This window comes from Mesorhizobium sp. M0968 (assembly GCF_040319065.1).
Classification (GTDB): Bacteria; Pseudomonadota; Alphaproteobacteria; order Rhizobiales; family Rhizobiaceae; genus Mesorhizobium.
The window spans coordinates 300,164-323,664 of sequence record NZ_JAMYNL010000002.1; the positions used below are offsets into that span (position 1 = coordinate 300,164).

The following is a 23,501-nucleotide window of genomic DNA, read 5'->3' on the forward strand; positions in this document are numbered from 1 at the left end:
GTGGCACCCAAACGACAACAAAGCTGTGGCTAATCGGCCCTCCGCGCTCTCACGGATATCTGCATCACCCAAGCAACTGTAATCTTGGTCTGAAAACCTCGGCCGAGAATCAGCTGGGGCGGCGAGCGGCTGATCTTGGCAACACTCAACGAGCAATTCCTGGATTTCTTAGACTGGTGGCTCGATGAGCTGCGAGGGACCTGGACGCGGGTTAGTTTTAATCCAAAGCGATCTTACAGCTGCGACTGGATAATCAGCATAGCGGACGATGGTATTCGCGTGCGCGAATCAAATGCGTCGGAATTTCAATCCATCCCTTTGGCGCTGAATGCGTCGGCGGACGAGATTCTTGCACTTCTGCACACCGGCCCCCGGCGCAACCGTCCGACTTTCGATATCCTAATCGAGCCGGGGCTATTTCTGACACGACAACTGGCAGGCCGACGACTACCGCTTCGGCAAGCGAGAAGCATGGCCGAGCTCGACCTGCTGGCCTCAACGCCAATCGACCCGATGCAGGTACACGTCGCCTTCGCCGCGCATGCGGAACAGGGTTGTCGCTACCATCTCGTCAAAACCAAGACGCTGTTGGCAGTCCTTGAAGCAGTCCGCCGAGCCGGGGGGGCAGTCAGGTGCCTATTGCTGTCCGAAACTGGAAACATGCTGCAGGCCGATCCACTCAGCTTGGCCGCCATCTGGCCGCCGACCAAGCGCGAGCGCCGCGCAAAGATCGCCTGGACAGCTGCGTGTTCGATCTTGGTCGGCGCAGCGCTTTTCACCTTCGGCCATGCGCAATGGCGCTACTGGCAGGCCGACACGGAACTCGACGCACAAATCGCCGATGCCCAGGTGCCGGCCAAGGCTGCGCGATCGTCTCTGCAGAAACGCCAGGCAAACATCGAGCAGGTCGAAAGGATCCGCAACGAGAAAAAGACATCCGCCTCGCTGGTTCGGGTCTGGACCGAACTGACGCATCTGCTTCCCGACACGGCCTGGTTGACTGACCTTTCGTCAAAGGGCGGCGAGCTGACCATCACCGGATTTTCAACGTCGGCGGCCGAATTGATCGAACCGCTGGACGCATCGCCACTGTTTGCGGCGCCCGAATTCGCGGCGCCCGTCGTGAAAGTTCCGGGCCAGGACGGCGAGCGCTTCACCATCACCGCGAAGATCGGAACGCTCTGACAATGCTCTCCACCATCCTCAACGCACGCCCGATGGTGCGTCGCCTGATCGCCCTAACCATCGCGGCAGCAGGGACCTGCATCGCCGGCTGGATGGTGTTCATGGCATTTGACAGCATCGCCTCGGCAAGGGCTGGGATCGAAGAAAAGCGCGAGATGCTGGGCCAGTTGCAGGCCGTGGCAGCACTCGCAAAACGCCTTGACAGTGCAGCGGCATCAGAGCCGGCCGCAGCGACAAATTCTGAATTTCTAACCGGGGAAAGCGAGGCGGTTATTCGCGGTGGGCTTCAGACCAAGCTGAATGCGACAGCGGCAGCGAATGGGGTGACGGTGCTGTCGGCGGGCAACGCACCGGCACTCAGCGAAGCTGGCATCGACTTTATCGGGCTGCGGGCAGATTTTTCCGGATCCTTGGAAGGCGTCCACGGTACCATCCTCGCCATCGAAACCTCGCTTCCGGTGCTGTTCATTCGCGAGGCCACCTTGCGAGCGACTGACGTCGGACCGGCCGCTGACCGAACGGCGGATCCGGAGCTTTTTGCCGAGATTCTGTTCTACGGGCCGCTGCAGACAAAGGTGGTGTCCCCGCCAGCCGGGGCGAACCCATGACCGGCAAATTCGCGGGGCTAGCCTTGGCTGCGGCGATTGCGGGCCTCGTTGCCGTCAATTTGGTGCTTTACGATACGCCGGTCGATATTGCACCGATCGCTTCGGCAAAGGGGCGAGACGGAGGAATGATGTCCGCCCCCGGAGGATCGCTTCAGATTCCGGACGCAGGTGATTTCAGCGAAACCTTCGAACGGCCGCTGTTCAGCCCAACCCGCCGAAAATTCGTGCCCGAGCCGGTACAGCCGCCGGCAGTCGAAGTCGCCTCCGTAGCGGTCGAGCAGCCACCGCCGCAGAATCTTGCGCCAATAGTGGCGCCATCGCTTCTGGGGATCAGCATTCACGGCGGAGCGGCGAAGGCACTGCTGCGGATCGCGGGGGCCGATGCGGCTGTCTGGTATGGCAACGGCGAGATCGTCGATGGCTGGACGCTTTCCGCTATCGACAAAAACCAGGCCGTACTGGAGCGGGACGGCAAGGTCACCCGTATCTCGCTTTATCCTTCAGTCCAGGATGGCCAGCCTGTCGGGAGCGTTGGCCAATGAGTGGCGATCGTTTTGACGACGAAAGCACGAGCGCCGGCTTTTCGCTCGTTGCTGTGCTGGTCTTCATGCTGATCGTCTCCGCCATCGTCGTTCCCTTTGCCGTGACAGCAAAGACACGGTTGATGATCGCCAACAATGGGGTCGAGCAGGAACGGCTGTCGCTGCTTGCCGAAGGCCTGGCCAATGTGGTTTCGAGCGAATTGGCCAATGGCTCAGGGACGGAAAAACTGCCGCTGGATTCCACGCCGGCAGATTGCCGATCGGGAGAATTCACCTTCGATGTCCGGATACAGGACCATAGCGGGCTGATCGATCTCAATGCCGCGGATGCTTATCTGCTGTCGCTGGGTTTTGCCTCGCTCGGTTTCGATCGGCAGACGTCCGAAGAACTGGCCGAAGCCGCTATCCAATTCCGGGGCAGCATCAATGCTTTCGCCGCGCAGGCCGCCGAGCCTGCAACCGCCGTTGGGCCGGCTCAAAACAAGCAGGCGCCGTTCGAATCCGTCTCCGAATTGCAGGAGTTTTCCGCCCTTGCTTCGACGCCGCTGCATGATCTCCATGATGTCTTCACGGTTTTTTCGAAGCGCGGCACGCTCAGCCTCGACCGTGCTTCTAGCCGCCTCCGAACAGTCCTTGCCGGTGCATCAGCGAATAGCGCTTCGATCACGCAAGGTGCTACCGAGGCTTCAGCCTATTCGGTCGAAGTCATAGCAAGGCGAGATGGATCGGGAATTACAGGCCAGGTCGGATTTGTCGTCGAGAAATTCCCGGCCAGCGCGGCAGGCTTCCGGCGTCTTTCAAGAAATCCCGTCGCAGAAGCCACCGACCTTGCAGGGACGGCGACATCCTCTGGAAACTGCGACGCGCTTTTCGGAACTGAGGCAGCACAGATCCTGAGGGGATTTGCCTCATGAACGCGGCTGCCCGAACCTCCAGCGTCGAGGCGTTTCTCGCCTTTCTCGAAAGCGAGAAAGTGCTCACCGCGCACGCAGCCCAACGCGCTTTGGGTGCGGCGAAGACATCGGGGCATCCGTTCGACACGGTGATGACCGAACTCGGCCTGATCGGCGAACAGGAGCTTGCCGATAGCCTCAGCCGATTCATGAACTTGCCGTCGCCTGTCGACATTCCGGAGGAGTTCAATCCTGAGCTATTCTCAAGCGTTCCGCTCATCTACCTGCGCGAAAACGCCATTCTTCCGCTGGAGATCGATGAGAAGCACCTGCTTGTTGCCGTCGCCGATCCGTTCTCGTCGGCGATGATCGATGCACTGGCCTTTCACTATGAGCGAACGCCGGCGCTTAGAATACTTCCAAGGCGGACAGTTATTGAATGCATCGACCGGATCGAGCGGTCCGCCAAGGGAGCTGTGTCGTCTGATGTAGACAGTGCGGCCTCATCGGATTTCGGCCCTGACGATCTCGAACGGTTGAAGGATTTTGCCCGCGAGGCGCCGATCGTCCGCTTTGTCGCCGACACCATCCACAAGGCGGTCGACGCGAGAGCCACCGACATCCACATCGAACCGCTGGAGGACCACGTCCGCATCCGCTTCAGGCATGACGGCATGCTGTCCACCGTCGATACGGCATCGACGGCGATGCTCTCCGGCATTTCGACGCGCATAAAAATCCTGTCGCGGCTCAATATCGCCGAACGGCGGCTGCCGCAGGATGGACGGATGCGCATTGCGGTGCGTGGCCGGGATATCGACCTTCGCGTCTCGGTCATTCCGTCCATTCACGGTGAAGCCATCGTGCTCAGGATTCTCGACCGCGCCGGCGTCGAGCTGCGGCTGGCAAAACTCGGCTTCGACGATGCCGCACAGGCCAAGATCAGAAGCATGTCGCAATCCGCCAACGGCATCGTGCTGATCACCGGGCCGACCGGCAGCGGCAAGACCACGACACTCTATTCGATCCTTGCCGAGCGCTCCCGGCCCGACGTGAAGATTTTCACCGTCGAGGACCCAGTCGAATACCGAATGGCCGGCATCACGCAGTTGCAGGTCAACCCGGCGATCGATCTCGACTTTGCCGCCGCCCTTCGTTCGATCCTGCGGCAGGATCCCGACATCATCCTGCTTGGGGAAATTCGCGACCGCGAGACGGCGCAAGTCGCGGTCCAGGCGGCTTTGACCGGCCACTTGGTATTTTCAACACTGCACACCAACAGTGCGGCCGGAGCGCTGACGCGCCTTCGCGACATGGGCATCGACGGCTATCTGCTCGGGGCGACGGTCCGAGGCGTCATCGCGCAACGGTTGCTGCGCCGCGTCTGTCCGGCTTGCCATGGGACGGATCAAACAGGTTGCACCTGCCGCACCTGCAACGGCTCAGGCTACAGCGGGCGCACCGTGACCTACGAAATGCTGCAGGTGTCGCCGCGTATCGCCGAGCTTATCGACCAGGGCGCCGGCGAAATGGAAATCGGCAGAGTTGCAGCGGAAGACGATCTCGTTCCGATGGCGGTCCATGCAAAGGCGCTGGCGCAATCGCAAGTGACCACTATGGAAGAAGTCCGGCGCGTCATCGACCTCAACGGAGGCGGTTGATGCCGGCCTTTGCCTATCGTGCCTATCTTGTCGATGGAACTCGGGAGAGCGGCGTTCTCGACGCGTCGACCAAGCAGGATGCTGCGCGCAAATTGGCGCAGCAGGGACGTCGGTCCTATCATCTCGCTCCCGTAGGCAGAGCAAAGCAATTCATTCGGCTGCCGGGACGCGGCGCGCTGACATTTACACGACGGGTCGATCTCGGCCGTCTCTTCTCCGAGCTTTCGGTGCTCTTGAACGCGGGTTTCACCGTCGATCGCGCCTTGAGCGCGGTGATTTCGGGCGAAGGCAACCATACCCGACGCCAGCAATTGCAGTCCGTGCTCGACCTCACGACCGGCGGCCGCCCGATTGCGGAAGCCTTTGGCAGCCTGCCGGGGATCACATCCGACGTCGCGGCGTTGCTCGCCAGCGGCGAACGCAGCGGCAAGATGGCATTCATCTGCCAAAGGCTGGCCGATACATTCGAAGCAAAGGCAAAGCGTCGTGCAGCGATCGTCGAAGCGCTGACTTACCCCGCCTTTCTGCTGGTGGTCATGAGCGGGGCGCTTGTCGTTCTGGCGACGGTGCTTGTGCCCGCGCTGGAGCCGATCTTCGAAGGCTCGTCGGCGGCAAAGCCGTTCACCATGAAGCTGCTTTCCGGGCTCGGAACCGTTTTCTCCGACTATCCCTTCGTGTTCCCGCTCGCGGCAACCGTTGCTTTGCTCTTCTATCTCTTTCTTGCGCGGTCGGCGGGGGCGAAGGCGTTGTTGTCGCGCTGGCTGCTGAGAATTCCGTTGATCGGTTCGCTGGTTAAGGACACGGTGATAGCGCGCTATCTTGAGACTTTGTCCCTCCTTCTCGGCAACGGGGTGGCAATGACCGAAGCGCTTGGCCTGTCGGCGAACGTCTCCCGGCAAAGTTCACTATGGGCAAGTTTTACTGCGATCGAAGACGACGTGGCCAATGGCGCCCGCCTTCATAGTGCGATCATCAAGGCCGGCATTTTCGACAATGCGACGATGTCGCTTATCTCGCTCGGCGAAGATGCGAACGCGCTTCCCGTCGTGCTGGATCGCGCCGGAAAGATGCTCCAGGCCGCGCTGACACGGCGGATCGACACAGTGCTGAAACTGCTGACTCCAGCCTTGACGATTTCGCTCGGCTTTCTCGTCGGCAGCCTTGTCATTTCAGTGATGACGACGATCCTCAGCATCAACGATCTGGCCCTGAAATGACGGCCGCGCCTCCTATCTGTCAACGAGAGAACACGAGGGCCGGGTTCACTCTGGTCGAGATGTTAGTCGTCCTGGCAATCATGGCTGTCGTCGCGGCCATTGCAGCTCCGGGCATCGCCAGAAATTATCGAACCAGGAACCTGGAGACCTTGACGAGCGAGATCACCACGCGACTGCGCCTGTCACGCACGTCTGCAATCGTCACGGCCAGGCCGAAACAGATAGTCATCGATCCGCGTGCCGGCGCGATCCGCTTCGATGATCGAGACACGCTCGTCCTGCCCGAAGACGTCGAGATGACTGTAACAACGGGCCTGGAAACTGTGGCTGCGGATCGGCAGGCGACTTTGACATTCCTGCCGGACGGCAGCGCTTCGGGGGTGGACATCGATCTGCAACGAAAAGGCCAGACGGTACGCATCGAGGTGAACTGGCTGACCGGGCTGGCGACTTGGCAGAAACTGCCATGATCTCGCAGGCAGCCCCAGATTCCGATGAAGACGGGTTTTCGATCCTGGAGATGATCGTCGCGATGACGATCCTAGCGCTTGTTCTTGGTATCGCGAGCCAGTCGATCGTGATGGCGAGCCGCAGCATCTCGGTTGCGAAGGCGCAGGTCGAAGCCGCTCGCGCAGTACATGCGATGCTGGCCGATTACCAAACCAATGCCGGGTCGAACTCAATTCCCTCCGATCCCGCGCAGCCCGGCTGGAGCCTGAAAACCCGCACGATTGAGATATCGAACGCGAAACTAACAGCGATTATCATTGAGAGAACCGGCGCCGCTGGTGCCGGGCGTGGCGAGCCGTTTCTGACGTTTGTTCCCGTCCAGGATACGGACTCTCAATGAGCCGCTCATCGGATAGTTGCGGACAGTGGCTCCCAGGGTTTCCCGTCCTCAAGCCCAGCTTCGAATGGTGCCGCCTGGGTGGAACTCGCGCGTCATCGGCGTCGGTCGAGGGTTTTGCGCTGATCGACGTGCTGGTTGGGCTTGCCCTGGTCGGCGTGATTTCCTCGCTGATGATTGTCTTTCTCGGACAAGCCCGCACGATGATGCGCATCGAGAAGGCAACCGAGATGCAGATGGAGGTCGATGCTGCCTCGCGGTTTCTCGAAAGGGCAATCAGCCGTGCGGAACCGCTGCCGTTGTCAAAATCGTCGCCGGAGAGTGTGATCTATCTTAGCGGTGAGTCGGCCCGGATTGACTTCAGCGGCATTCAGGCGATCGGCTTCAGATCCTCGGCACTGCGGGAGATTACCGTTTTCCTTGGAAGCGACGACCAAGTTGAAGACATCCTGACCATCGACCAAAAACCACGGCGCGGTAGCGACAGCAGCAGATCAACAGAAAACCAATCAGTTCGACTGATTGCTGGTGTGACCGCCATAAAATTCGAGTATCTCGACGGCTCGCCAGGAGCATCTCTGTGGTCGGACAGCTGGAGCGCCCAGCGGCGCCTGCCGGCCGCTGTGCGGTTCACAATCTCGGTCGATCGGGACGGCGCGACCTACTCATCCGCAGGTTTTGCGCGCCTCGAGTTGGCAGATACCCAAGCGCAGCCCACGAACTGACGCGATCCCATCCGGAACGCTTGATCAGTTGGTAATGTCCTGATCTTCGCCGCTGCCGTCGGGCTTGCTGTCGCGGCCGAAGGTGCGGATCAAGACACCGCTCGCATCGGCCTTCACCTCATAGGAATAAGGTTTCCCCCAGGGATCGTTCAGCCCCGTAGTCCCTTTGAGGTAGGGCCCGTTCCAGCGCTCTTCGCCGGCAGGCGCCGTGACCAGCGCGGAGAGGCCTTCCTCCGCAGTCGGATATTTTGCGTTATCAACATAGTAGAGTTCGAGGGCGCTTTCGATGTTGCGAATTTGCGCCTTGGCCGCATTGGTCCTGGCCGAGCCGAGATAGCGCAGAACCTGCGGGGCGGCGAGCGTGGCGATCAGCGCGATGATGGCAAGCACGACCAGAAGCTCGACCAGCGTAAAGCCGCTTTCATGATTTTCGCTTTCACGGCGGTGTTTTCTGCTTGGTCGAATGAAACGGAGAGAAGTCATTGGAGTGATCCCATGTTCCAACCTGCAAATTGTTCCAGCACCCAGGTGCAGCCAAGACCTGCCGCGATGAACGGACCGAAGGGAACGCGTGCCCGTGCCGCCGCCGGACCCACCGCGACCACCTGACCACCGATGAATAACAGCGCGCTTGCGCTTGCTATGAACAGCAAGACCGGCAGCAGCAGCGGGTTGATCCAGCATGCGGCGGCGCCAAGCATTTTGACGTCACCGAGCCCGAGACCGATGCGGCCGGTCATTGCGAAATGACCGCGACGGACGAGCCAGACAGCGGACAAGGTTCCAGCAGCGAACAGGATTTGGCTAGGGACCTGATCTAGTTGTGTCGCAGCTTGGAAGCCAAGGCCCGTGCCAGCCAACGCCAGATTGAGTTCATCGGGAATTATCAGCCTTCGAAAATCCGCGACTGAAATGGTGACAAGGATTGCCGCCAGCGCGATCGTCGCAGTCAGCACGAGAGACAAGTGGGCGCCCATCAGTATTTCAGTCGTTTGAGATTCTGTTGCAGAGGGGTTCCGCCGCGGCGCTGCTGGATCGGCGTCCGCAGGCTGATCTTGCCGCGGAATTCATCGGTGACCTGCCGCGCCTCGCTGATGTCGCGGATAACGCGCGGACGAATGAAAATGATCAGCTCGGTCCGCCCGACGCTGTCGCTCTTGTGCTTGAAGGCGTTGCCGATGATCGGGATGTCGCCGAGGATCGGCACCTGGCCGCGATCGACATTGTTGCGTTCCTGGATAAGGCCGCCGAGCGCCAGGCTCTCGCCGTCATTGACCAGCACGCGCGTCTGGATCTTCCGCTGCTGAATGGTTGGCGAATCGATGCCGGAGCTGGTCGTCTTGGTGACGTTGCTGACTTCTTGGCTGATATCGAGCATGACACGGCCGGCATTATTGATGCGCGGCGTGACCGTGAGTATGACACCAGTGTCCTTCATCTCGACCGAATTGACGATCGGTGCGTCGGCGGTTGATGTTCCCACGGCCTGCTGTGTGATGATCGGCACCTGATCGCCAACCTGCAGGATTGCCTTCTGGTTGTTGAGCGCCATGATGGTCGGCGCCGATATCACATTGACGTCGGTGACGCTGGCGAGTGCGTTCAGCGTAACCTGGATGTTGTCGGTCGCGTAGGTCCAGCCAAAACCGGGGAAGGTTGCGCCGGTGAAACCGCTGGCCACGTCGGACAGCGAAATCTTCATACCATTGTTTTCGAAGAACCAGCGAAGCCCGAATTTCAGTTCGTCGTTCAGCGTCACCTCGGCGATCACCGCCTCCAGCATGACTTGCGTCGGCAGGATGTCGAGCTTGGACAGGATCTGCTGGATGCGATCATAGTCTCGTGCCGTGGTCTGTATCAGCAGCGCATTGTTCTCGACATCGGCAACGACCTTGGCATGGGTGGGCGACTGTTCGTCCGGCGCCAAAGCCAGCGAAGGAGATGGGCCGGTCAATGGCACGGGCGTCACCCCGTCCGACTGCAACGCGATCGGCGTCATGTCGGGCGAGACGTTCGCGCCGGCCATCTCGCCCTCGGTTTTGACCGAAGTGCCGAGCACGGAGCTCAGCACGGCAGCCAGTTCCTTGGCCGGGCGGTTCTGGATTTCATAGACGAACAGCTGGTCTTCATTGGTCTCGGCCAGCTTGTCGAGCTTGCCAATCCACACCGCGGCGCGGCTGAGATAGGCGGGACGCGAGGTGATCACCAGCACCGAATTCAGCCTATCGTTGGGAATGAACTGGATGATCTTGGCGCCAGGGCCGTTCTTGGTGCCGAAGATCGAATCGAGCTCTGAGGCAACTGCTTCAGGCTTTGAGGTTTTCAGGGGATGAAGGGCGACCGACATGCCGCGCATCCAGTCGACGTCGAACACCGACACCGCTTCGCGAATGGCATCGAGGTCGCTGTTGTTGCCGGCGACAGTGATCAGATTGCGGGTGGAATCGACTCTGAGCACGGAACCCTGGCGGGTGATCGGCTCGAGAATCGTCTTCATTTCGTCAGCTGCGATGTACTGCAACTGCAGCACCTGCACCTTGATGCCAGGGCCGGAGGGTGAGACCGAAGGTACGCTGACCGAGGGCGGACTGGACATGATATCGGACAGCGGAACGATCTGGTACGTGCCGGCGCGTTTGGTGATCCCGGCATTGTTTATGGCAAGTGCGGATTCCAGGATATCGACCAGTGCATCCTGCGATACAGGTTGCGACGTCTGCAGCGTCACCGTCCCCTGCACGCGCGGATCGACGATGTAGTTGAGATGCAGCGCGTCGCCAAGCACGGCTTTCGCCGCTTGTGCGACAGGTGCGTTGACCAGATTGAGCTCGAATTGACCAGAACCATCCGCCGTTACTTGGGCGATTGGCGCGCCAGAGGACACGAAATTACCGGAGCCCTGATACTGCGCGCCGGAGAAGCGCTGGGCTTCACCTGCCGCAGTTAAGGGATGGGAAACGTTATATCCCGCCCGCAGCGGCGAGTTCTTTGCATGCAGGCTATCAACGGTTTCGGTGAAAAAATCCTTGCCTGACGGGGAGGTGCAGCCGGCGCACGCGAGCAGGGTGCACAACACCACGCGATTACTCAGCCTGATCGACATCCGCCCGATTCCCCTAAGGTTTTAGCCTAGGGCTTCTTGGGGATGGGCGCTGGAATTGCTGGCGTTATTTCGCGTCTGTCCACAGGTGGATAGAAGAGGGCAGTAAGCTGGCGTCAGGCGGAGACCGCGTGCGATTTTGGAGAGCAAAGGACGTTTGCTCCATGAGGAAGCGGTGCTGAAAGCGATGGCTGCGCGAACATGGCAAAAAGTGCACTGTCACCGCATTTCCCCTGTCACCGCATTTCCCGCGCCTGCTGCCACATCCTGAAGAGGGCCGGCCGTTCGATTTGATGCGCTGCTTCGCCTGAAGGAAGACGGCGGTCCGGCGAGCCACGTACGGTGAATGGGGTGCAACCAGCTGAACTGAATTGGACGCCGGATCGCCGTCGCCAGCGGCAATGTGAAGCGGATCGCCCGCGCCGGGAGCCAGGCGGAGATTGGCGTCGAGAACCCGACAGCCATGGAAACTGAAAGACCCTTTGGACACGGCGCGGAACCAACGTTCTTCTGGGGCGGCTGAGCCGCCAGGGCGAGGAAAAGCCGCAAGGCCTGACCAATGCTTGATCCCTACGGGTATCTGGCGCGATCGTTCGTCCCAGCCAAGCGTGAAGAAACGGGTGCGGTTCAAACCTGCCGCTAAGGGAAGGAAAGAAGAATGCAAATTGGCGGCTGACGCCGCCAAAAAGTTCCGCACGCCCTTGACGGGAGGCCGGCTAATGGGTGTCACCGTAATTCCAACAGCCGCGTTAATTATATATAATCTAATCGCCACCAGATATTTTTAGTAACTCTTTCACTTTTTCCAAAGTTATAGGCCCATTCAAAACCGTACTTGCAAGAGTAAATATGACGTCATTTATCCAATCTTCGTTCTTTTCCTCATATTGAATGTCTTCTCGCAATTCGATTGCGTCGGCCCATGCTTCAAGTTCTTCAGAGCTCAGCTTTCCATCTATGTATCGCTCTAAAATATCAGACACATCATCGCGGGTAAGGATATACGGAAGTCCATCGTAATCCCACTCAAATTCTCTTAACATATCGGTGAACAGCGATGGAGCGCCCCCGTCTAAATGGACGAGTCTGTTTACAATGTCGATCCGCCTACCGTCTTCAGACTTTCTACTCACCGGTTGGAACCTCTGGTTTTTTTGATTGCGCTGCATCGGAGCCGGACGCGGCCTTTTTCGCTTCTGACATTTTTTCAAGCTTGTCTTTGTCTGAGATAAGGTTTCCGTCAGGGTCGAACACTTTTTTGCTAAACTTAGCCGATTTGCCGTCAGGCGTCACGACCTTCTCGTAAGTCGCGTACGAACCGGGGACCTTCCCGGGAGATACAGTATTGAAAGTCGCGTTGCCCGTACTTGGGTCTATTACTACGGACATATTATTTTTCGAATTCGATACCGCCTTGCCGACAAATTCTTTTAGACTTTTTCGCTGTGCAACTGTCAAACTAGGCGCCCTTTCAAGCAATCTCTCCATAGTTTTAGCCCTCCAGGTTACGCCTGCAGTCGCAAGCAATTTTCCACCTCCCGCCGCAACATCATCGAAGGCAAAGGGCGTTGTTATTGCAGCATTGTTAGCAACATCTGCATAAGGGTCAAAAGAAGCGGCTAGGTCAAAGACGGGACCCGCAACCATGTTCGCTCCAGAGACGAGTGAATTAAGCGCTTCATCAACATAGGCATTGCCGGTGTCGACCGGCCCAATTCCACCCGGACCCCAGTAGCCCGGATTGCCTTCGGCATGCCCATTCGGATCGCTCTTATTCACCGGATCATTCTGGGCATAGGCATAGCGGTTGGTGCCGACGCCCGGCAGCGTTGGATCCCAATCGTCGGGCGAGATGAACCTCCCCAGCACCGGATCCATGTATCTGGCATTGAGATACAGCAGCCCTGTCTCGGGATCGAAGCGCTCGCCGATATAGGATTTTTGCGTCTGGAAGCCGGTGTTGAGACGCTCGCCATAGGTTGCGTAGTTGGTCTGCTCGGCGATGGCGCCCGAGGCATCGGTGACCATGCGCACCGAAGCCAGGTGATCGCGATGCAGGAAGGCTTTTGTCGCGCCGGTCACCTTGACGTCGGGATGGGGGTAGCGGGTGTAGATTTCTGCTCCAGGTGTCGCCGGATCGATCTCGACGGAGGCGTCGGGATAGAGCGTGGTGGCGAAGGATGAGGTCTTCTTGGCGCGTGCACCGTCCGGGCCGTAGGAGAGAGAAACGGTGCTGGCGGCCTGGGTGACTGTCTTCAGCCGGTTGGCCTCGTCCCAGGTCAGCGTCCTGGTACCGTCGGCGGTCATGTTGCCGTTGGCGTCATAGGCGAGCGTCTTGGCGCCGACCGCGGTCGGAGCATGCGGGCGTGGTGCTGTCGCCGCGGGATAGACGTACGTCCCCGCAACGCGCGTACGCGAGGTCAGATTGTCGTTGGCGGCATAGACGAAGGTCTCGTCGAGCGTGTTGTTGCCAAAATTGTCGCTCGAGGTCAGCCGGTCGGCCTTGTCGTAGCCATAGGTCCAGCTGTCGGCAGCGGTCAGCCCGGTCGTGCCGGTGATGCGGCCGATGAGATCGCGGGCATACTGGTCGTCGAGCAGGACTGTGGCGCCCTTGGCCGTGGTGACGCGGGTCAGCCAGCGGCGGGTCGGAGAGTAGGTGAAGGAGGTTTTTACGCCATTGGCGTAGGTGATCTCCTTCGTCTGGCCATCGGCCTCGTAGAGTGTCGAGGTGATGAAGCCTGAGGCCGAGAGCAGCTTGTTGGCGGCCGTGTATTGCAGCGGTGCGGCAAGCGTGCCGAAGTCGAGCTGCACCGGCAGATACTGGGTGCGCAGCGTCTGGCCCGAGGCATCGCGCACGCTGGTCGTGGTGTGGGTCAGCGTGCCGATGGTGACGTCCTGGCGGGCGGGTTTGCCAAAGCCGTCATACTTGTTGCTTTGAGTGGCGGCGGGGTTGGTGGAGGTGGTGAGCTGGCCGATGTTGTAGAAGCCGGCCGTCGCCTGGTCGTAGGTGTTTTGCGTCAGCGTCACCGCGCTTCCGCCCGACGCCGTTGCCGTCTTCAGGGTCAGCCGGTCCATCTGGTCATAGGCAAGGCTGGTGACCGTGCCGCGCGCATCGGTCTGGCTGGCCAGCCGGTTGGCGCCGTCATAGACGTAGGACCAGGTGCCGAGGTCGGGATCCGAGGCAGAAAGCCGGTTGCCGACCATGTCATAGCCATAGCTCCAGCTCGAACCGCCGGGATCGCTGACCCCGGTCAGATGGCCAAGCACATCGTAGCTGCGGCCCTCCGTCAGATTAAGCCCGCCGAGATCGCGCACGATTTGCACGACATCGCCGCGCGTCGAGGCCACGCTCTTCGACTGGCGTGTCGTGGTCGCATTGATCTGGTCGGTCTGGGTTACAGCGTAAAGCCGCGGATTGGTGCCGGTGCCGGTGTCGAGGCTGTGGGCGAAAAGCGTCTGGCTGGCGTCGGCATAGACGGCCTTTACCAGCCGGTCGTTCCAGTCGTAGGAGTTGGTCGTCCACTGCGCGGTGTCGCCGATAAAGCGCGGGAAGGCGGTGCGCAGGACATTGCCGCGCAGATCAAAATCGGTGTCGGCAATGCGCTTTGCTCCCGCCGCCGTCTCGCCAGGCGTTTCCACCCGGTAGACCCGGCCGAGCCCGTCATAATAGGAGCGGACAAAATCCTCGCCCGCCCCATTGGGCAGCGGCGTCAGCTTGGTCAGCGCCTGCGTCGCCGGATTGCCTTCATTCTCGAAGCGCGTCTTGGCATAGGTGCCGGTGACGCTTTGCGAGACCTGGTAGGGCCGGCAGAACGGATCGTAGGTGAAGGTCTTGATCAGGCCGTTGATGTCGGTCTTCGTCGCCGGCAGCCCGCAGACTGGATTGTAGGTGGCGCTCGAGACGAAGCGGGCGTCGGCGCTCTGGCCGCCGGTGGCAAAATAGCGCGGCGCGCGTTCTGTCACCGGATAGAGGTGATAGGCCGCGTCATAGTCCCACTCGCTCTTGTGGCCGAGGCCGTTGGTGGCCGAGAGCTTGTTGCCAAAGCTGTCATAGGCAAAATACTGGTTCACCTCCTTTTGCGGCGCCGAGTAGTAATCGGAGAAGCCGCGCTTGCGGGTGACGTCGCCTTTGGCCGGCGGTGTCGAATTGGCGCCGCCGTCATAATAGGTCTCGTCGTAGCCGATATAGGGGAAGCTGGTGTCCAGCCCGGCGCGCACCGTCTGGCTGCTCGGCAGCGAGACGATGTAGGCGCTCGTGTTCGGCGCAAAGCTCGCCACCGTCCACGTCTCGTCGCCGCTGACGTCGGTGCGGCCATGGTCCTTGATGCTGGTGACGTTGTTGTAGGCGTCGAACGCCCGCTCGACCCTGAGGGTACGTGCAATGTTCTCGGTCAGCGTCGTGTCGGTCGCCGTATTCTGCACCGTGTAGGGCTTTGTCGCATTATTGACCGCATAGGTCTCGGCGACCTGCTTGTGGACGGTGCCTGCGCTATCCTTCCACAGCGTCAGCGACGGCAGGCCGTAGCTTGCCAGGTCCTGCCGGTAGGTGGTCTCGACCTTCGAGGCCGCCGTCTCGCCATTGGCCAGCGGTTTGGTCTCGACGATCGAGGCAAAGCCCAAAAATTTGCGCGCCGCCGGATCGTATTTGCCGCCGGCATAGGTGTACGTGCTCACCGCCGTCTGGCCGCGGCCGTCGCCGACCGACAGTTTTGTCACCGCATGCACCACCTGCGGCAGGTAGGTGTTCGCCCAGGTCGAGGACGGCGCATACTCCACCGCAACCGTTCCGCCGAGTTCCGTCACGACACTGCGCAGCAGGTTCGGATTGCCAGCACCTGGCGCCGAGATGAACATGTGCTTGTTGTAATCGGTAAAGTCCGGCAGGCCGTCGCCGTTGAAGTCGCCGATCAATGTGCCGGCGCTCATCTCGGAAGGAAGATAAAACCGTACTGGATTGAAGTCCTTCGATGAGGGCTGCAGGGAGAAGACCTTGATCGCGGCTGTGCCGTAGGGCCCAAGATCGCTGCCGTCCACTGTGATGAGGTCCATCCGGCCGTCACTATCAAAATCCCGCAATATCGCTATTCCGGCCGCGTTGTGGTCGCCGTATCCCTTGAAGTCGATCCCGGTCGACAGAAATACTCGGATATTGCTGTCACCGCTGTAACGGACAATGTCAGTCGCGCCGTCGCCGTTCACATCGGCCAGGACGCAGGTGCCGCCCGAGCCGGCAGCGGTCGAGCACCCGGTCGAAAACGACGGATCGGCCAGCTCCCATGCACCGTTTGACAGGACACCCTTCTTTGCGTCTCCGCCCAGTAGCCCTACGGCGAACAACGGCTGCTGGTGCCCGTTGCCGAGGAAATCGCCAACACCAATGACCTTGTTCAAATCACCGTTCGCATTGACATTGAGATTGTCGACGCCATCACCGTCAGGATCGGCGACAAATGTCGGCGCGTCAGGACGCGTGGCCAAATTGGTCCCGTACGGCAACGCACTGCAGACGGTTTGATAGCCGGTCGGCGCTGTCGGATTGCAGTCGGATTTGATCATGCCCAGTTGAGCATCGGTTAGAAGAAGCGCGCCTTGGGAGTAATATCCTGGCTGAAGGGGGAACACGCTGCCACCGGGGCCATTCGTATAGTACACGAAGTCCATCGTGTTCTTGGTTGAGAGAAATCGGCCGGGATCCGAGAAAAAGATCGGTTTGGGTGGGGGCTGTTGGTTTGGGTCGTTTGGGTCCGGTGGTGGCGGGGACTCTGAGGGCGACTTGACACGCAGAAATACGGTCTTGTTGTCTGCTGGAGTTCCGCCTGCACCAAACTTGATGATGCGCTTGTAGACATTGGTCGTTGTTGTCTGCCCGGACATCGTCGTTTCGGTATAGTCCCCGAAGACCTCGTCGCGGCCGTCGAAGTCAAGGTCGCCGACTTCGTGTGGATTGGTATAGCTCGGCGGAAAAAGGCTGAACTCCGTATGCTCGTAGAGCCGCGCATTGACGGTGCTGTAGACCCCATCGGTGTTCTGGTAGGTCATCTGGCCGAGTGGCTTTGCGGTGCCGCCGGTAATGGTGCCATCGGCGGCGATGGTGGCATCGGTGCCGTAGCGGGTGACGACGGTCAGACGTGAGGCGTTGGAGAACGGCGCCTGATCGTAAGTCAGCTTGTAGGCGCTGCGCAGTGCTGTGCCGACCTTGAGCGAGATCGCCTTGATGCGCTGGCCGGTCTCCGAGATGTCGCGGCCATTGCCCATCAGGATGAGGTCAGGCCGTGTCTCCAGATAGAATTTTACGACGCTGCCGTTGTAGCTGATCGTGTCGGGGTAGCAGACCGGGCTTGCCGGACAGGTGTAGCTGTAGGCAACATTGTTGCCGTTGGTGTCGGTGACGGAGGTCAGCAGCCAGCGATAGCTTTGGGCGAGATCATAGGACGGCGTGCCGACAGGTGGGTTCAGGTTGGCCACGGCCGCCACCGAGCGGAACGTCGAGACTGTGCCGTCGCGATCCGTCACCTTCCATTCATTGGTGGTGCTGTTCAGCGCAATGCGGCGATAGGATTCATTCTCCGTCGCATGCGTGCCGCCGGTCGCGCACGATGGCGACACCATGCCGGCCACGCAGGCGACCAGCTGTTGGCCGTCGAGCAGATAGATGTCGCCAGCATCGAAGGCCGGCATGCCATAGCCGGGGCTTGCCCGCTCGATGACGTCAAAGCCATCAAGCCCCCAGCCATAGCCCAGCCAACCCTGGTAGAGACCGCCGATCTTGGTCTTGCGCGAAGAATTGTAGTTAAGTGCGATCGAGGGCTCGATGCCGTGGAAATCCGAAACATCGATGCCGATGGCGTAGCCGAGATTGCCATTGCCGGAATTCTTCGGCAGATCCACCTTCGGCGTGCCAATCGCCTCGGGATCGCTTTCGGTGGTCGTGGTCGTCGCCAAGGTCGCCGCGGCAGGGTCCTCTGGCGCGGCTTCTGCGTCGGTCGGCTGATCTGCCGTTCCTACCTCGGCTGCCGCGTCTGGGCTATCGGTCGCCGTTGCACTGCCAGAAGCGGGTTCATCCGTCGCACTGGCTGCGGGCGTGGCGCCCGCATCATCGGTGCCGGAGCCTAGTCCCGAGCCAAGTGCCGCCCCGCCATTGCCAAGGCCGTCCCCCGAGGGTGCGCCAACATCTGGCGAAGTCCCTTGCGCGTCCTGCGCAAAAGCCGCCATCCCTGCAGAGCTTCTAATATAAGAAACGAAAGATGTATCTGCGCCGAAGACGCCGGCGGCAAGCAATGCCGCTCCAACAAGCAACTTGTTCATGATTCCCCCGAGCCCAAGTTGCTTACTTCTACTCAACCGAAACCAAACGAATACGACACCGCATCGTCACAAACCGAATATCCACAGGAAATTTTGTGAAGCCTGGTCCAATGGCCAACATTCGGGACGCATCATTACGCGAAGAGGATCCCTGAGTGGAGGCCCCACTCAGCAATGCCATTTCCGCTGCCGCCCGCCAGTTGCGGAGCTTGGGACACCGCCCGTACTGAAAGAACTATTCATGCAACTTCTCTTGCACCATGCGCACTAGATCACTGAGTGCCGATCGGATTTGTGGCCAGGGGAACTCGGAGGATTCCTCCCAGGCTTCGCCCTCGCGCAATACCGCATCGAGCTTGCCCGCGACTCCGGCGAGAGTCGTGCTAGGAGTCGTTGAGAGTGCTTCCATCAGATCCTGCGCCCGCTTGCCAGCCTCGCGCTCGGCCCTGAGTGCTGCGGTGTACCCGGTCTCCTCGGCAGCCGCATCCCAGCGCGCCTCATGCGCCGCGAAATCAGCTTCGGCTTTTTCGCGCAGAGCCGCCATAGCCGACCCTTTGCCAAGCACTTCATTGAGCGCCTCGATCGAGTGGACTGTCACGTCTTTACTCTTGGACAGGCGGACGGTCACACCAGGAAAGCCGACGCTCTCGACAAGCCTTGTCTCCAGACGCTGCTGCTTGCGGCAAAGCTGCTCGGTCAACTTGCAGGCTGCCTGCCATTCCCGCCAAAGCGCCAGCGCTGGGTCGCCGGGCGCATATCCCCTTCCGGCGTCGCCTGCGGACGCACTACCTTCGAGCGTCCACGTGGTGGTAGCCGCTATGGTTCCCGCAAGCACTTGTCGGCGAGTGACGAAAGGCAGAGTCATGGTATTGTCGGAATCAGCCATGATCCGAGATCCTCAGAAGCTTGGGTTGTGGTCCGGTTGGGTGGGATGTGCGGACATCCTGTCCGGCCACTCGTCATGCGCCAAAGCAGTGTTGGGGAACTAAAGTGCACCAACGCCGGCTGCGGCCAATTCCGTCCCGCGACGCTGGTTGATACGCACGCTGCGAGATCAGGAATTGATATAAAAAATATCAATTAGGCGCGCCGAATGTCAATAGAAAACCAATCAAAACTTCGGCAAACGGTTAGTACGCGCCAAATCAAGGCGGCACGCGCGTTGCTTGGGTGGTCGCAGGCGGATCTGGCACGCTACTCTTCGGTGTCTGAACCAACCATAGCTCGTCTGGAGGCCGAAGACGGTCCGCTCGGGGGGCGCCCTGGAACCGCGGCGAAAATTCTCAAGGCGTTGACCGATGCGGGAACAGAATTCATGCTCGAGAACGGTAGCGGACCTGGTGTGAGACTTGTCAAAAGCCGCCAAAGGCCGGAGTGACCCGCGTTCGCACCTATCGATCCACATGCGGTCAGACCCAGTTCATCGCGCGAGGCCTGAACTCGCGCTCTCACCTTATTTTGCATCGTTGACCTTGACCGACCTTCACATCCCGATCTCCAGGCCGCGTTTTCTGCCGAAGCTCCAGTCGATGCCGCCGCTGTTTTGCACGAGCCCGGTGATGTGCTGGCCGATGCGCTTCTCCAGCATTGGCTGCCACGGAACGAGCTGAAACCCGAGACCATCGTCCAGCATGGCGAAGCGCCCGCTGGCAAGGCGGGCTGAACCGAGCAGCGTGCCGCCGACATGGTTGCCGGGCTGGACTGGCGCGAAGATGAGGCCGCGCGCAGCGGCCATTTCCTTGCCGACACGCGCGACCTCCTGGCGCTCCAGCGTGGCTACGAGGTCGCGCGCGAAGGTGATCGTACCGCTCGTCGCATCGCGTTCGGCATGCCCCATCCTGACGAGCTGGGCAGCCCGTCTGTCGAGAGCGTCGTCCACGTCGAAACCAAAGCCTGACCGGACCAGCGGCACAGGGCTTTTGGCCGTCAGCTCCCGGTCGAGCCAGTTGGCGCCGTCGCTGCCGATCTGCGCGTCAAGGTCAAGCGTCGAGAGCACGCGGACGGAGAAGTCCTTTCCGCGGTTCTGGCCATCGTAGGCGATGCCGCGCTCGGACAGGTCATTTGGAACGCGCCAGTGGTCCTCGTCGATGCGTTCGACATGGCCGGCCCGGCGCAGCGCTTCGAGACGGCGGACATGGAAACGGACGAAGGCGTCTGGGTCCTTGCGCTGCTCCAAAAATGTCTCGCGGATCGCCTCAAGGTGTCTGCTCGGGCGATAGATGCCGTCCTCGCCGGATATGCTGCTGATGTTGCGGTCGGCCGCACGCGGCTCCTCCTTCGGCAGGATGGGATCGAGCGCCACGATATGGCCGCGCTGGATGTCGTCGAGCTTTGCCGCATCCGCGGTCTCGACATAGTGAGTACGCCCGTCCACGCCATCGATGACGAGCGACAACCGATCGCTCATCTCGTCGCCGGCGAGCCCCTTGGCGAGCACACGGCCGACGACCGGCTCGGTGATGGTCCGCCGGTGCATTGCGTATTGCGCCGAGCCCCGCTCATTGGCGAGGCCGTGCTCTTCCAGCGCTCGGTGCATGGTCTTGATGATGTCGTTGCGCTCGCCGAGCCCCCGCAGCGTGCTTTCGGCCCTGTCGGAGATCACCCATCGGCCGGGCTCAATCTCGTTCGCCAGGCCGAAGTGCTCCAGTCTCTTCGCCCGATCGATCAGCAGATAGCGGTTGCTGGAAATGGTGTAGCTGTCGCTGGCATTGGGACGGAGGTCGACAACGTCGTGCTCCTGCTGTTCGGCGATCAGCATGCGGTCGAGCCGGGTCAGCCGTTCGGCTCCGACCTCGTTGGCCAGCTTGCGGGCGACCTCCAGCTCGCTTTGCAGCCCAAGCTCCCGTTCCACCAGCTCGGTTGCCCGATGGCGGATGCCATGGGCGATGTAGTCGCCGGCGATGTTCAGGATCTTGCCTTCATCGGTGATGCCGCGCACCAGGATGTGGGTGTGCGGATGGCCGGTGTTGTGGTGGTCGACAGCAATCCAGTCGAGTCGCGTGTTGAGGTCGGTCTCCATCTGTCGCATGAGATCGCGGGTGAAGGACCGCAGGTCTTCCATCTCGGCGGCATCCTCCGGCGCGACGATGAAGCGGAACTGATGTCGGTCACCGCGTCCGCGCTCGACGAAGGCCTTGCCGTCGGCCTCGTCGTCGACGGCCGAGTATACCCTGCCCTTCTCGCCGTCCCTGGTCACGCCGTCGCGCTGGAGATAGCGCAGATGCGCATCGACGGCCTTGCTGGTCGTCACGAACTTTTGGCCGCGCCCAGTCCCCTTGCCTCGCCCCGGCAGCTTGACGACGCGCGCCTTCACCACGACGCGGCGGGAGCGAAAGCGGACGCCATTGCCGTCCTGCTTCCACCCGCCACCGTCCCTTGGCAACCCGGCCACCACCTTGCCGCCGCGGCCGCGGGCATTGAAGCGGCCACTCCCCTTTCCGCCGCTGCTGCTTGCGCCGAGGCGATAGGGATTGCCGCCTTGCTTGCGGATCGCAATCTCGACCTGGCGCACAAAGGGCAGCGTCCGTGAATTGACCGGCGCGCCGCCATGCCGCATCCGGCCGGTGCGAACCTGGAATCTGTCACTGACACGATCTGCCATGACGACAGCATCGGGAGTCGCATTTGGTGCTTCAAGATGGCCGGAACGCAGAGCGGGCTATGGCGCGCAAAGACTTGCCGCGGCGAAGAATGGCGGATCGCACATCGCTGCGGCACGGCATCTTTGCTTTTTAGATCAATAGCATAGCCATAGCCTGTCAGCCCGCACCTCACGTCATTCTAGCTGATGTCAGCAAGGTCAGGAAAAAACAATGTGCAGACAAGCACTTACGAGCAAAGCGAGGGCGAGCGCCAGCTCGGTTTATCTTGCCATCCCTCTTCGCCCTCGGTAAGCGTTCGGTCCCTGCACCTATTCGGCTAGTGCAATTGAGCGTCATGTGGGGTTTCCTTCGTCATGTGGAGGATCTCCGATGGCGGCTCGCCGCTCCTGGGCCAAGGCCTATAGTCCTTACCGGTCGTCACACGTCGCGAGCTGGTACCACGGCAACCAGGATGCGCTGGAATACTGTCGCCGGCGCGATCTCTCGATCACCACATTCGAGCTGTGGATGCGCCATCTGGTGGGTGCGGATGATCTGTGCAAACGTGCGGAAAAGCTGCAGAATTTGCGCCGGAAGAAGGCAGCACGTTCGCGCAATAAGGCGCCGCCGAAGCGGCCCAAAAGGCCTCCACGATATCGCTACAGCAGGCGCACCGACAGCAGCCCGATCGCTCTGCAGGCGTTCTGGGGCATGCATGTCGAGGCGATGAACTGGAGCGGCATGGGCATGCGAATATGCCGCGGCACGCGGCCTCTCGCCGCATGCGTTGCGGATCTGGCGCAATCGCCTGGAAGAATACGGCGACGAAATGGACTGGCGATCCCTGCTTCATCCGAGTGCCCGAGCCCAATTAAGCAGCGCTGCCAATTGCGCGCGACGCAAATGCCGCTTCACGCCGGACGCGGTGGATGGGCGATCGAACCGCCGCCGCTTCAGCGACTAGCAGAAGCGGGCGATCATGCAGGAGGCGGAGAAGCCCGGCATCGCAGTGGCGCAGGTTTGCCGTCATGGCGTCGCCACCAGCATGGTGTCCGCAGGCCGGTCGAGTTCAGCCTGACCGCTCGCACGGCGCCGCAACTGGCAACCGTTGCGCTCATCCATGGGGCGGAAAATGAACCGCCGGCACCGGCTATCCTGCGCAAAATCCCTTGCGGCCACCGGGCGGCATGATGCCATCCTAATTGGACGACGGGCGGCGCATCTTTGCATCCGTCGGCAGTGATGCCGATGCAGCCAAGCGGCATCTCGTGGCAAGGAGAACGCATCATGATCGTCGTCCAGGCGGGCGTGTAGGTGCATCTGGGGCTCGGTCACACCGGCCTGCGCAAAAGGGGCTCGACGGGCTCGCCACGCTGATCCAGGAGCAGCTGAAGACGGATCACTTCTCGGCTTCCGAGCGCATGGACCCCGACGAGTTCCAGCTTGCCGCGGAGGACATTCGAAAGCGATATCGAGCGAGTGAGTGAATATCGCCGGCGGCGAACGCGAAAAGGCGCAACCAAGCGGGCCGGTGCCTGATCACTGCCGCGCGTTGACCCGGTCATCGACGTCGACAGCCCGTCCCCGGTCATTGCGGTGGCACCCTGCACAGCATCTGCGAGAGCGTTAGCGAGATGCTCGACTATGTTCCGGCCCGTTTTAGGTGCTGCGCCCCGGCGCCCGAACGAGGCCAGCGACCTTGGCCGACATAATAATACAAGCCACCTGAACGCTCCGATGCATTCCAGATGAACTGCGCTCGAAGGTCCAATTCACACCGGCGCGACGAGGGTGACCGCGCCGCCGAGTGTCGCGGCGGCAATTGCTGCGGGCACGT

General features: G+C 60.8%; 18 protein-coding genes and 1 pseudogene. 12 read left to right on the forward strand and 7 right to left on the reverse strand.

What is annotated here, in order from left to right; all coding sequences use genetic code 11:
* Nucleotides 1–135: 135 nt before the first annotated feature.
* The 9 genes from NKH67_RS04260 to NKH67_RS04300 are packed head-to-tail and all read left to right on the forward strand — an operon-like array spanning nt 136 to nt 7,678.
* Nucleotides 136–1,185: a PilN domain-containing protein gene (locus NKH67_RS04260; RefSeq protein ID WP_352500978.1), complete on the forward strand. Its 1,050-nt coding sequence runs from the start codon at nt 136–138 to the stop codon at nt 1,183–1,185.
* Between the two features lie 2 nt (nt 1,186–1,187).
* Entirely contained in the window at nt 1,188–1,793 is a 606-nt protein-coding gene (gene gspM / locus NKH67_RS04265) for a type II secretion system protein GspM (RefSeq protein ID WP_352500979.1), read from the forward strand.
* The gene (locus NKH67_RS04270) at nt 1,790–2,335 is read left to right on the forward strand and encodes a hypothetical protein (RefSeq protein WP_352500980.1); all 546 of its coding nucleotides are present in this window, start codon (nt 1,790–1,792) and stop codon (nt 2,333–2,335) included. The genes gspM and NKH67_RS04270 overlap by 4 nt, the downstream gene beginning before the upstream one ends.
* On the forward strand, nt 2,332–3,249 hold the full coding sequence (locus tag NKH67_RS04275; RefSeq protein ID WP_352500981.1) for a hypothetical protein: 918 nt from the start codon (nt 2,332–2,334) through the stop codon (nt 3,247–3,249). Before NKH67_RS04270 ends, NKH67_RS04275 begins: the two co-directional genes overlap by 4 nt.
* Nucleotides 3,246–4,889 carry a GspE/PulE family protein gene (locus NKH67_RS04280; RefSeq protein ID WP_352500982.1) on the forward strand — a complete coding sequence of 548 codons (1,644 nt, stop codon included), beginning with the start codon at nt 3,246–3,248 and terminating at the stop codon, nt 4,887–4,889. Before NKH67_RS04275 ends, NKH67_RS04280 begins: the two co-directional genes overlap by 4 nt.
* Nucleotides 4,889–6,106 carry a type II secretion system F family protein gene (locus NKH67_RS04285; protein WP_352500983.1) on the forward strand — a complete coding sequence of 406 codons (1,218 nt, stop codon included), beginning with the start codon at nt 4,889–4,891 and terminating at the stop codon, nt 6,104–6,106. Before NKH67_RS04280 ends, NKH67_RS04285 begins: the two co-directional genes overlap by 1 nt.
* The gene (locus NKH67_RS04290) at nt 6,103–6,576 is read left to right on the forward strand and encodes a GspH/FimT family pseudopilin (RefSeq protein WP_352500984.1); all 474 of its coding nucleotides are present in this window, start codon (nt 6,103–6,105) and stop codon (nt 6,574–6,576) included. Before NKH67_RS04285 ends, NKH67_RS04290 begins: the two co-directional genes overlap by 4 nt.
* Nucleotides 6,573–6,956 carry a prepilin-type N-terminal cleavage/methylation domain-containing protein gene (locus NKH67_RS04295; protein WP_352500985.1) on the forward strand — a complete coding sequence of 128 codons (384 nt, stop codon included), beginning with the start codon at nt 6,573–6,575 and terminating at the stop codon, nt 6,954–6,956. The genes NKH67_RS04290 and NKH67_RS04295 overlap by 4 nt, the downstream gene beginning before the upstream one ends.
* Nucleotides 6,953–7,678, forward strand: coding sequence for a type II secretion system protein GspJ (locus tag NKH67_RS04300; protein ID WP_352500986.1), 726 nt, complete (start codon nt 6,953–6,955; stop codon nt 7,676–7,678). Before NKH67_RS04295 ends, NKH67_RS04300 begins: the two co-directional genes overlap by 4 nt.
* A 24-nt stretch (nt 7,679–7,702) precedes the next feature.
* Here NKH67_RS04300 and gspG read toward each other — a convergent pair whose 3' ends face one another.
* From gspG to NKH67_RS04330, 6 genes are all read right to left on the reverse strand, one after another.
* On the reverse strand, nt 7,703–8,161 hold the full coding sequence (gene gspG / locus NKH67_RS04305) for a type II secretion system major pseudopilin GspG (protein WP_352500987.1): 459 nt from the start codon (nt 8,159–8,161) through the stop codon (nt 7,703–7,705).
* Entirely contained in the window at nt 8,158–8,655 is a 498-nt protein-coding gene (locus tag NKH67_RS04310; RefSeq protein ID WP_352500988.1) for a prepilin peptidase, read from the reverse strand. The genes gspG and NKH67_RS04310 overlap by 4 nt, the downstream gene beginning before the upstream one ends.
* Nucleotides 8,655–10,781 carry a type II secretion system secretin GspD gene (gene gspD, locus NKH67_RS04315; RefSeq protein WP_352500989.1) on the reverse strand — a complete coding sequence of 709 codons (2,127 nt, stop codon included), beginning with the start codon at nt 10,779–10,781 and terminating at the stop codon, nt 8,655–8,657. Before gspD ends, NKH67_RS04310 begins: the two co-directional genes overlap by 1 nt.
* Nucleotides 10,782–11,542: 761 nt before the next feature.
* Nucleotides 11,543–11,911, reverse strand: a complete 369-nt coding sequence (locus NKH67_RS04320; RefSeq protein ID WP_352500990.1) for a hypothetical protein — start codon at nt 11,909–11,911, stop codon at nt 11,543–11,545.
* Entirely contained in the window at nt 11,904–17,990 is a 6,087-nt protein-coding gene (locus tag NKH67_RS04325; RefSeq protein WP_352500991.1) for an RHS repeat-associated core domain-containing protein, read from the reverse strand. The genes NKH67_RS04320 and NKH67_RS04325 overlap by 8 nt, the downstream gene beginning before the upstream one ends.
* Before the next feature lie 328 nt (nt 17,991–18,318).
* Complete coding sequence (locus tag NKH67_RS04330; RefSeq protein ID WP_352500992.1) at nt 18,319–18,969, reverse strand: hypothetical protein; 651 nt, start codon at nt 18,967–18,969, stop codon at nt 18,319–18,321.
* A gap of 207 nt (nt 18,970–19,176) precedes the next feature.
* On the opposite strand from NKH67_RS04330, the gene NKH67_RS04335 reads away from it, so the two are divergent.
* Nucleotides 19,177–19,461 carry a helix-turn-helix transcriptional regulator gene (locus tag NKH67_RS04335; RefSeq protein WP_352500993.1) on the forward strand — a complete coding sequence of 95 codons (285 nt, stop codon included), beginning with the start codon at nt 19,177–19,179 and terminating at the stop codon, nt 19,459–19,461.
* A gap of 105 nt (nt 19,462–19,566) precedes the next feature.
* Here the strand turns inward: NKH67_RS04335 and NKH67_RS04340 are convergent, their stop codons facing one another.
* On the reverse strand, nt 19,567–21,684 hold the full coding sequence (locus tag NKH67_RS04340) for a DUF3363 domain-containing protein (RefSeq protein WP_352500994.1): 2,118 nt from the start codon (nt 21,682–21,684) through the stop codon (nt 19,567–19,569).
* A gap of 370 nt (nt 21,685–22,054) precedes the next feature.
* Here NKH67_RS04340 and NKH67_RS04345 point away from each other — a divergent pair, with 370 nt between their 5' ends.
* On the forward strand, nt 22,055–22,855 hold the full coding sequence (locus NKH67_RS04345; protein WP_352500995.1) for a hypothetical protein: 801 nt from the start codon (nt 22,055–22,057) through the stop codon (nt 22,853–22,855).
* Between the two features lie 410 nt (nt 22,856–23,265).
* A pseudogene (locus NKH67_RS04350) lies at nt 23,266–23,376 on the forward strand (hypothetical protein); the annotation flags it as partial.
* Nucleotides 23,377–23,501: the final 125 nt, after the last annotated feature.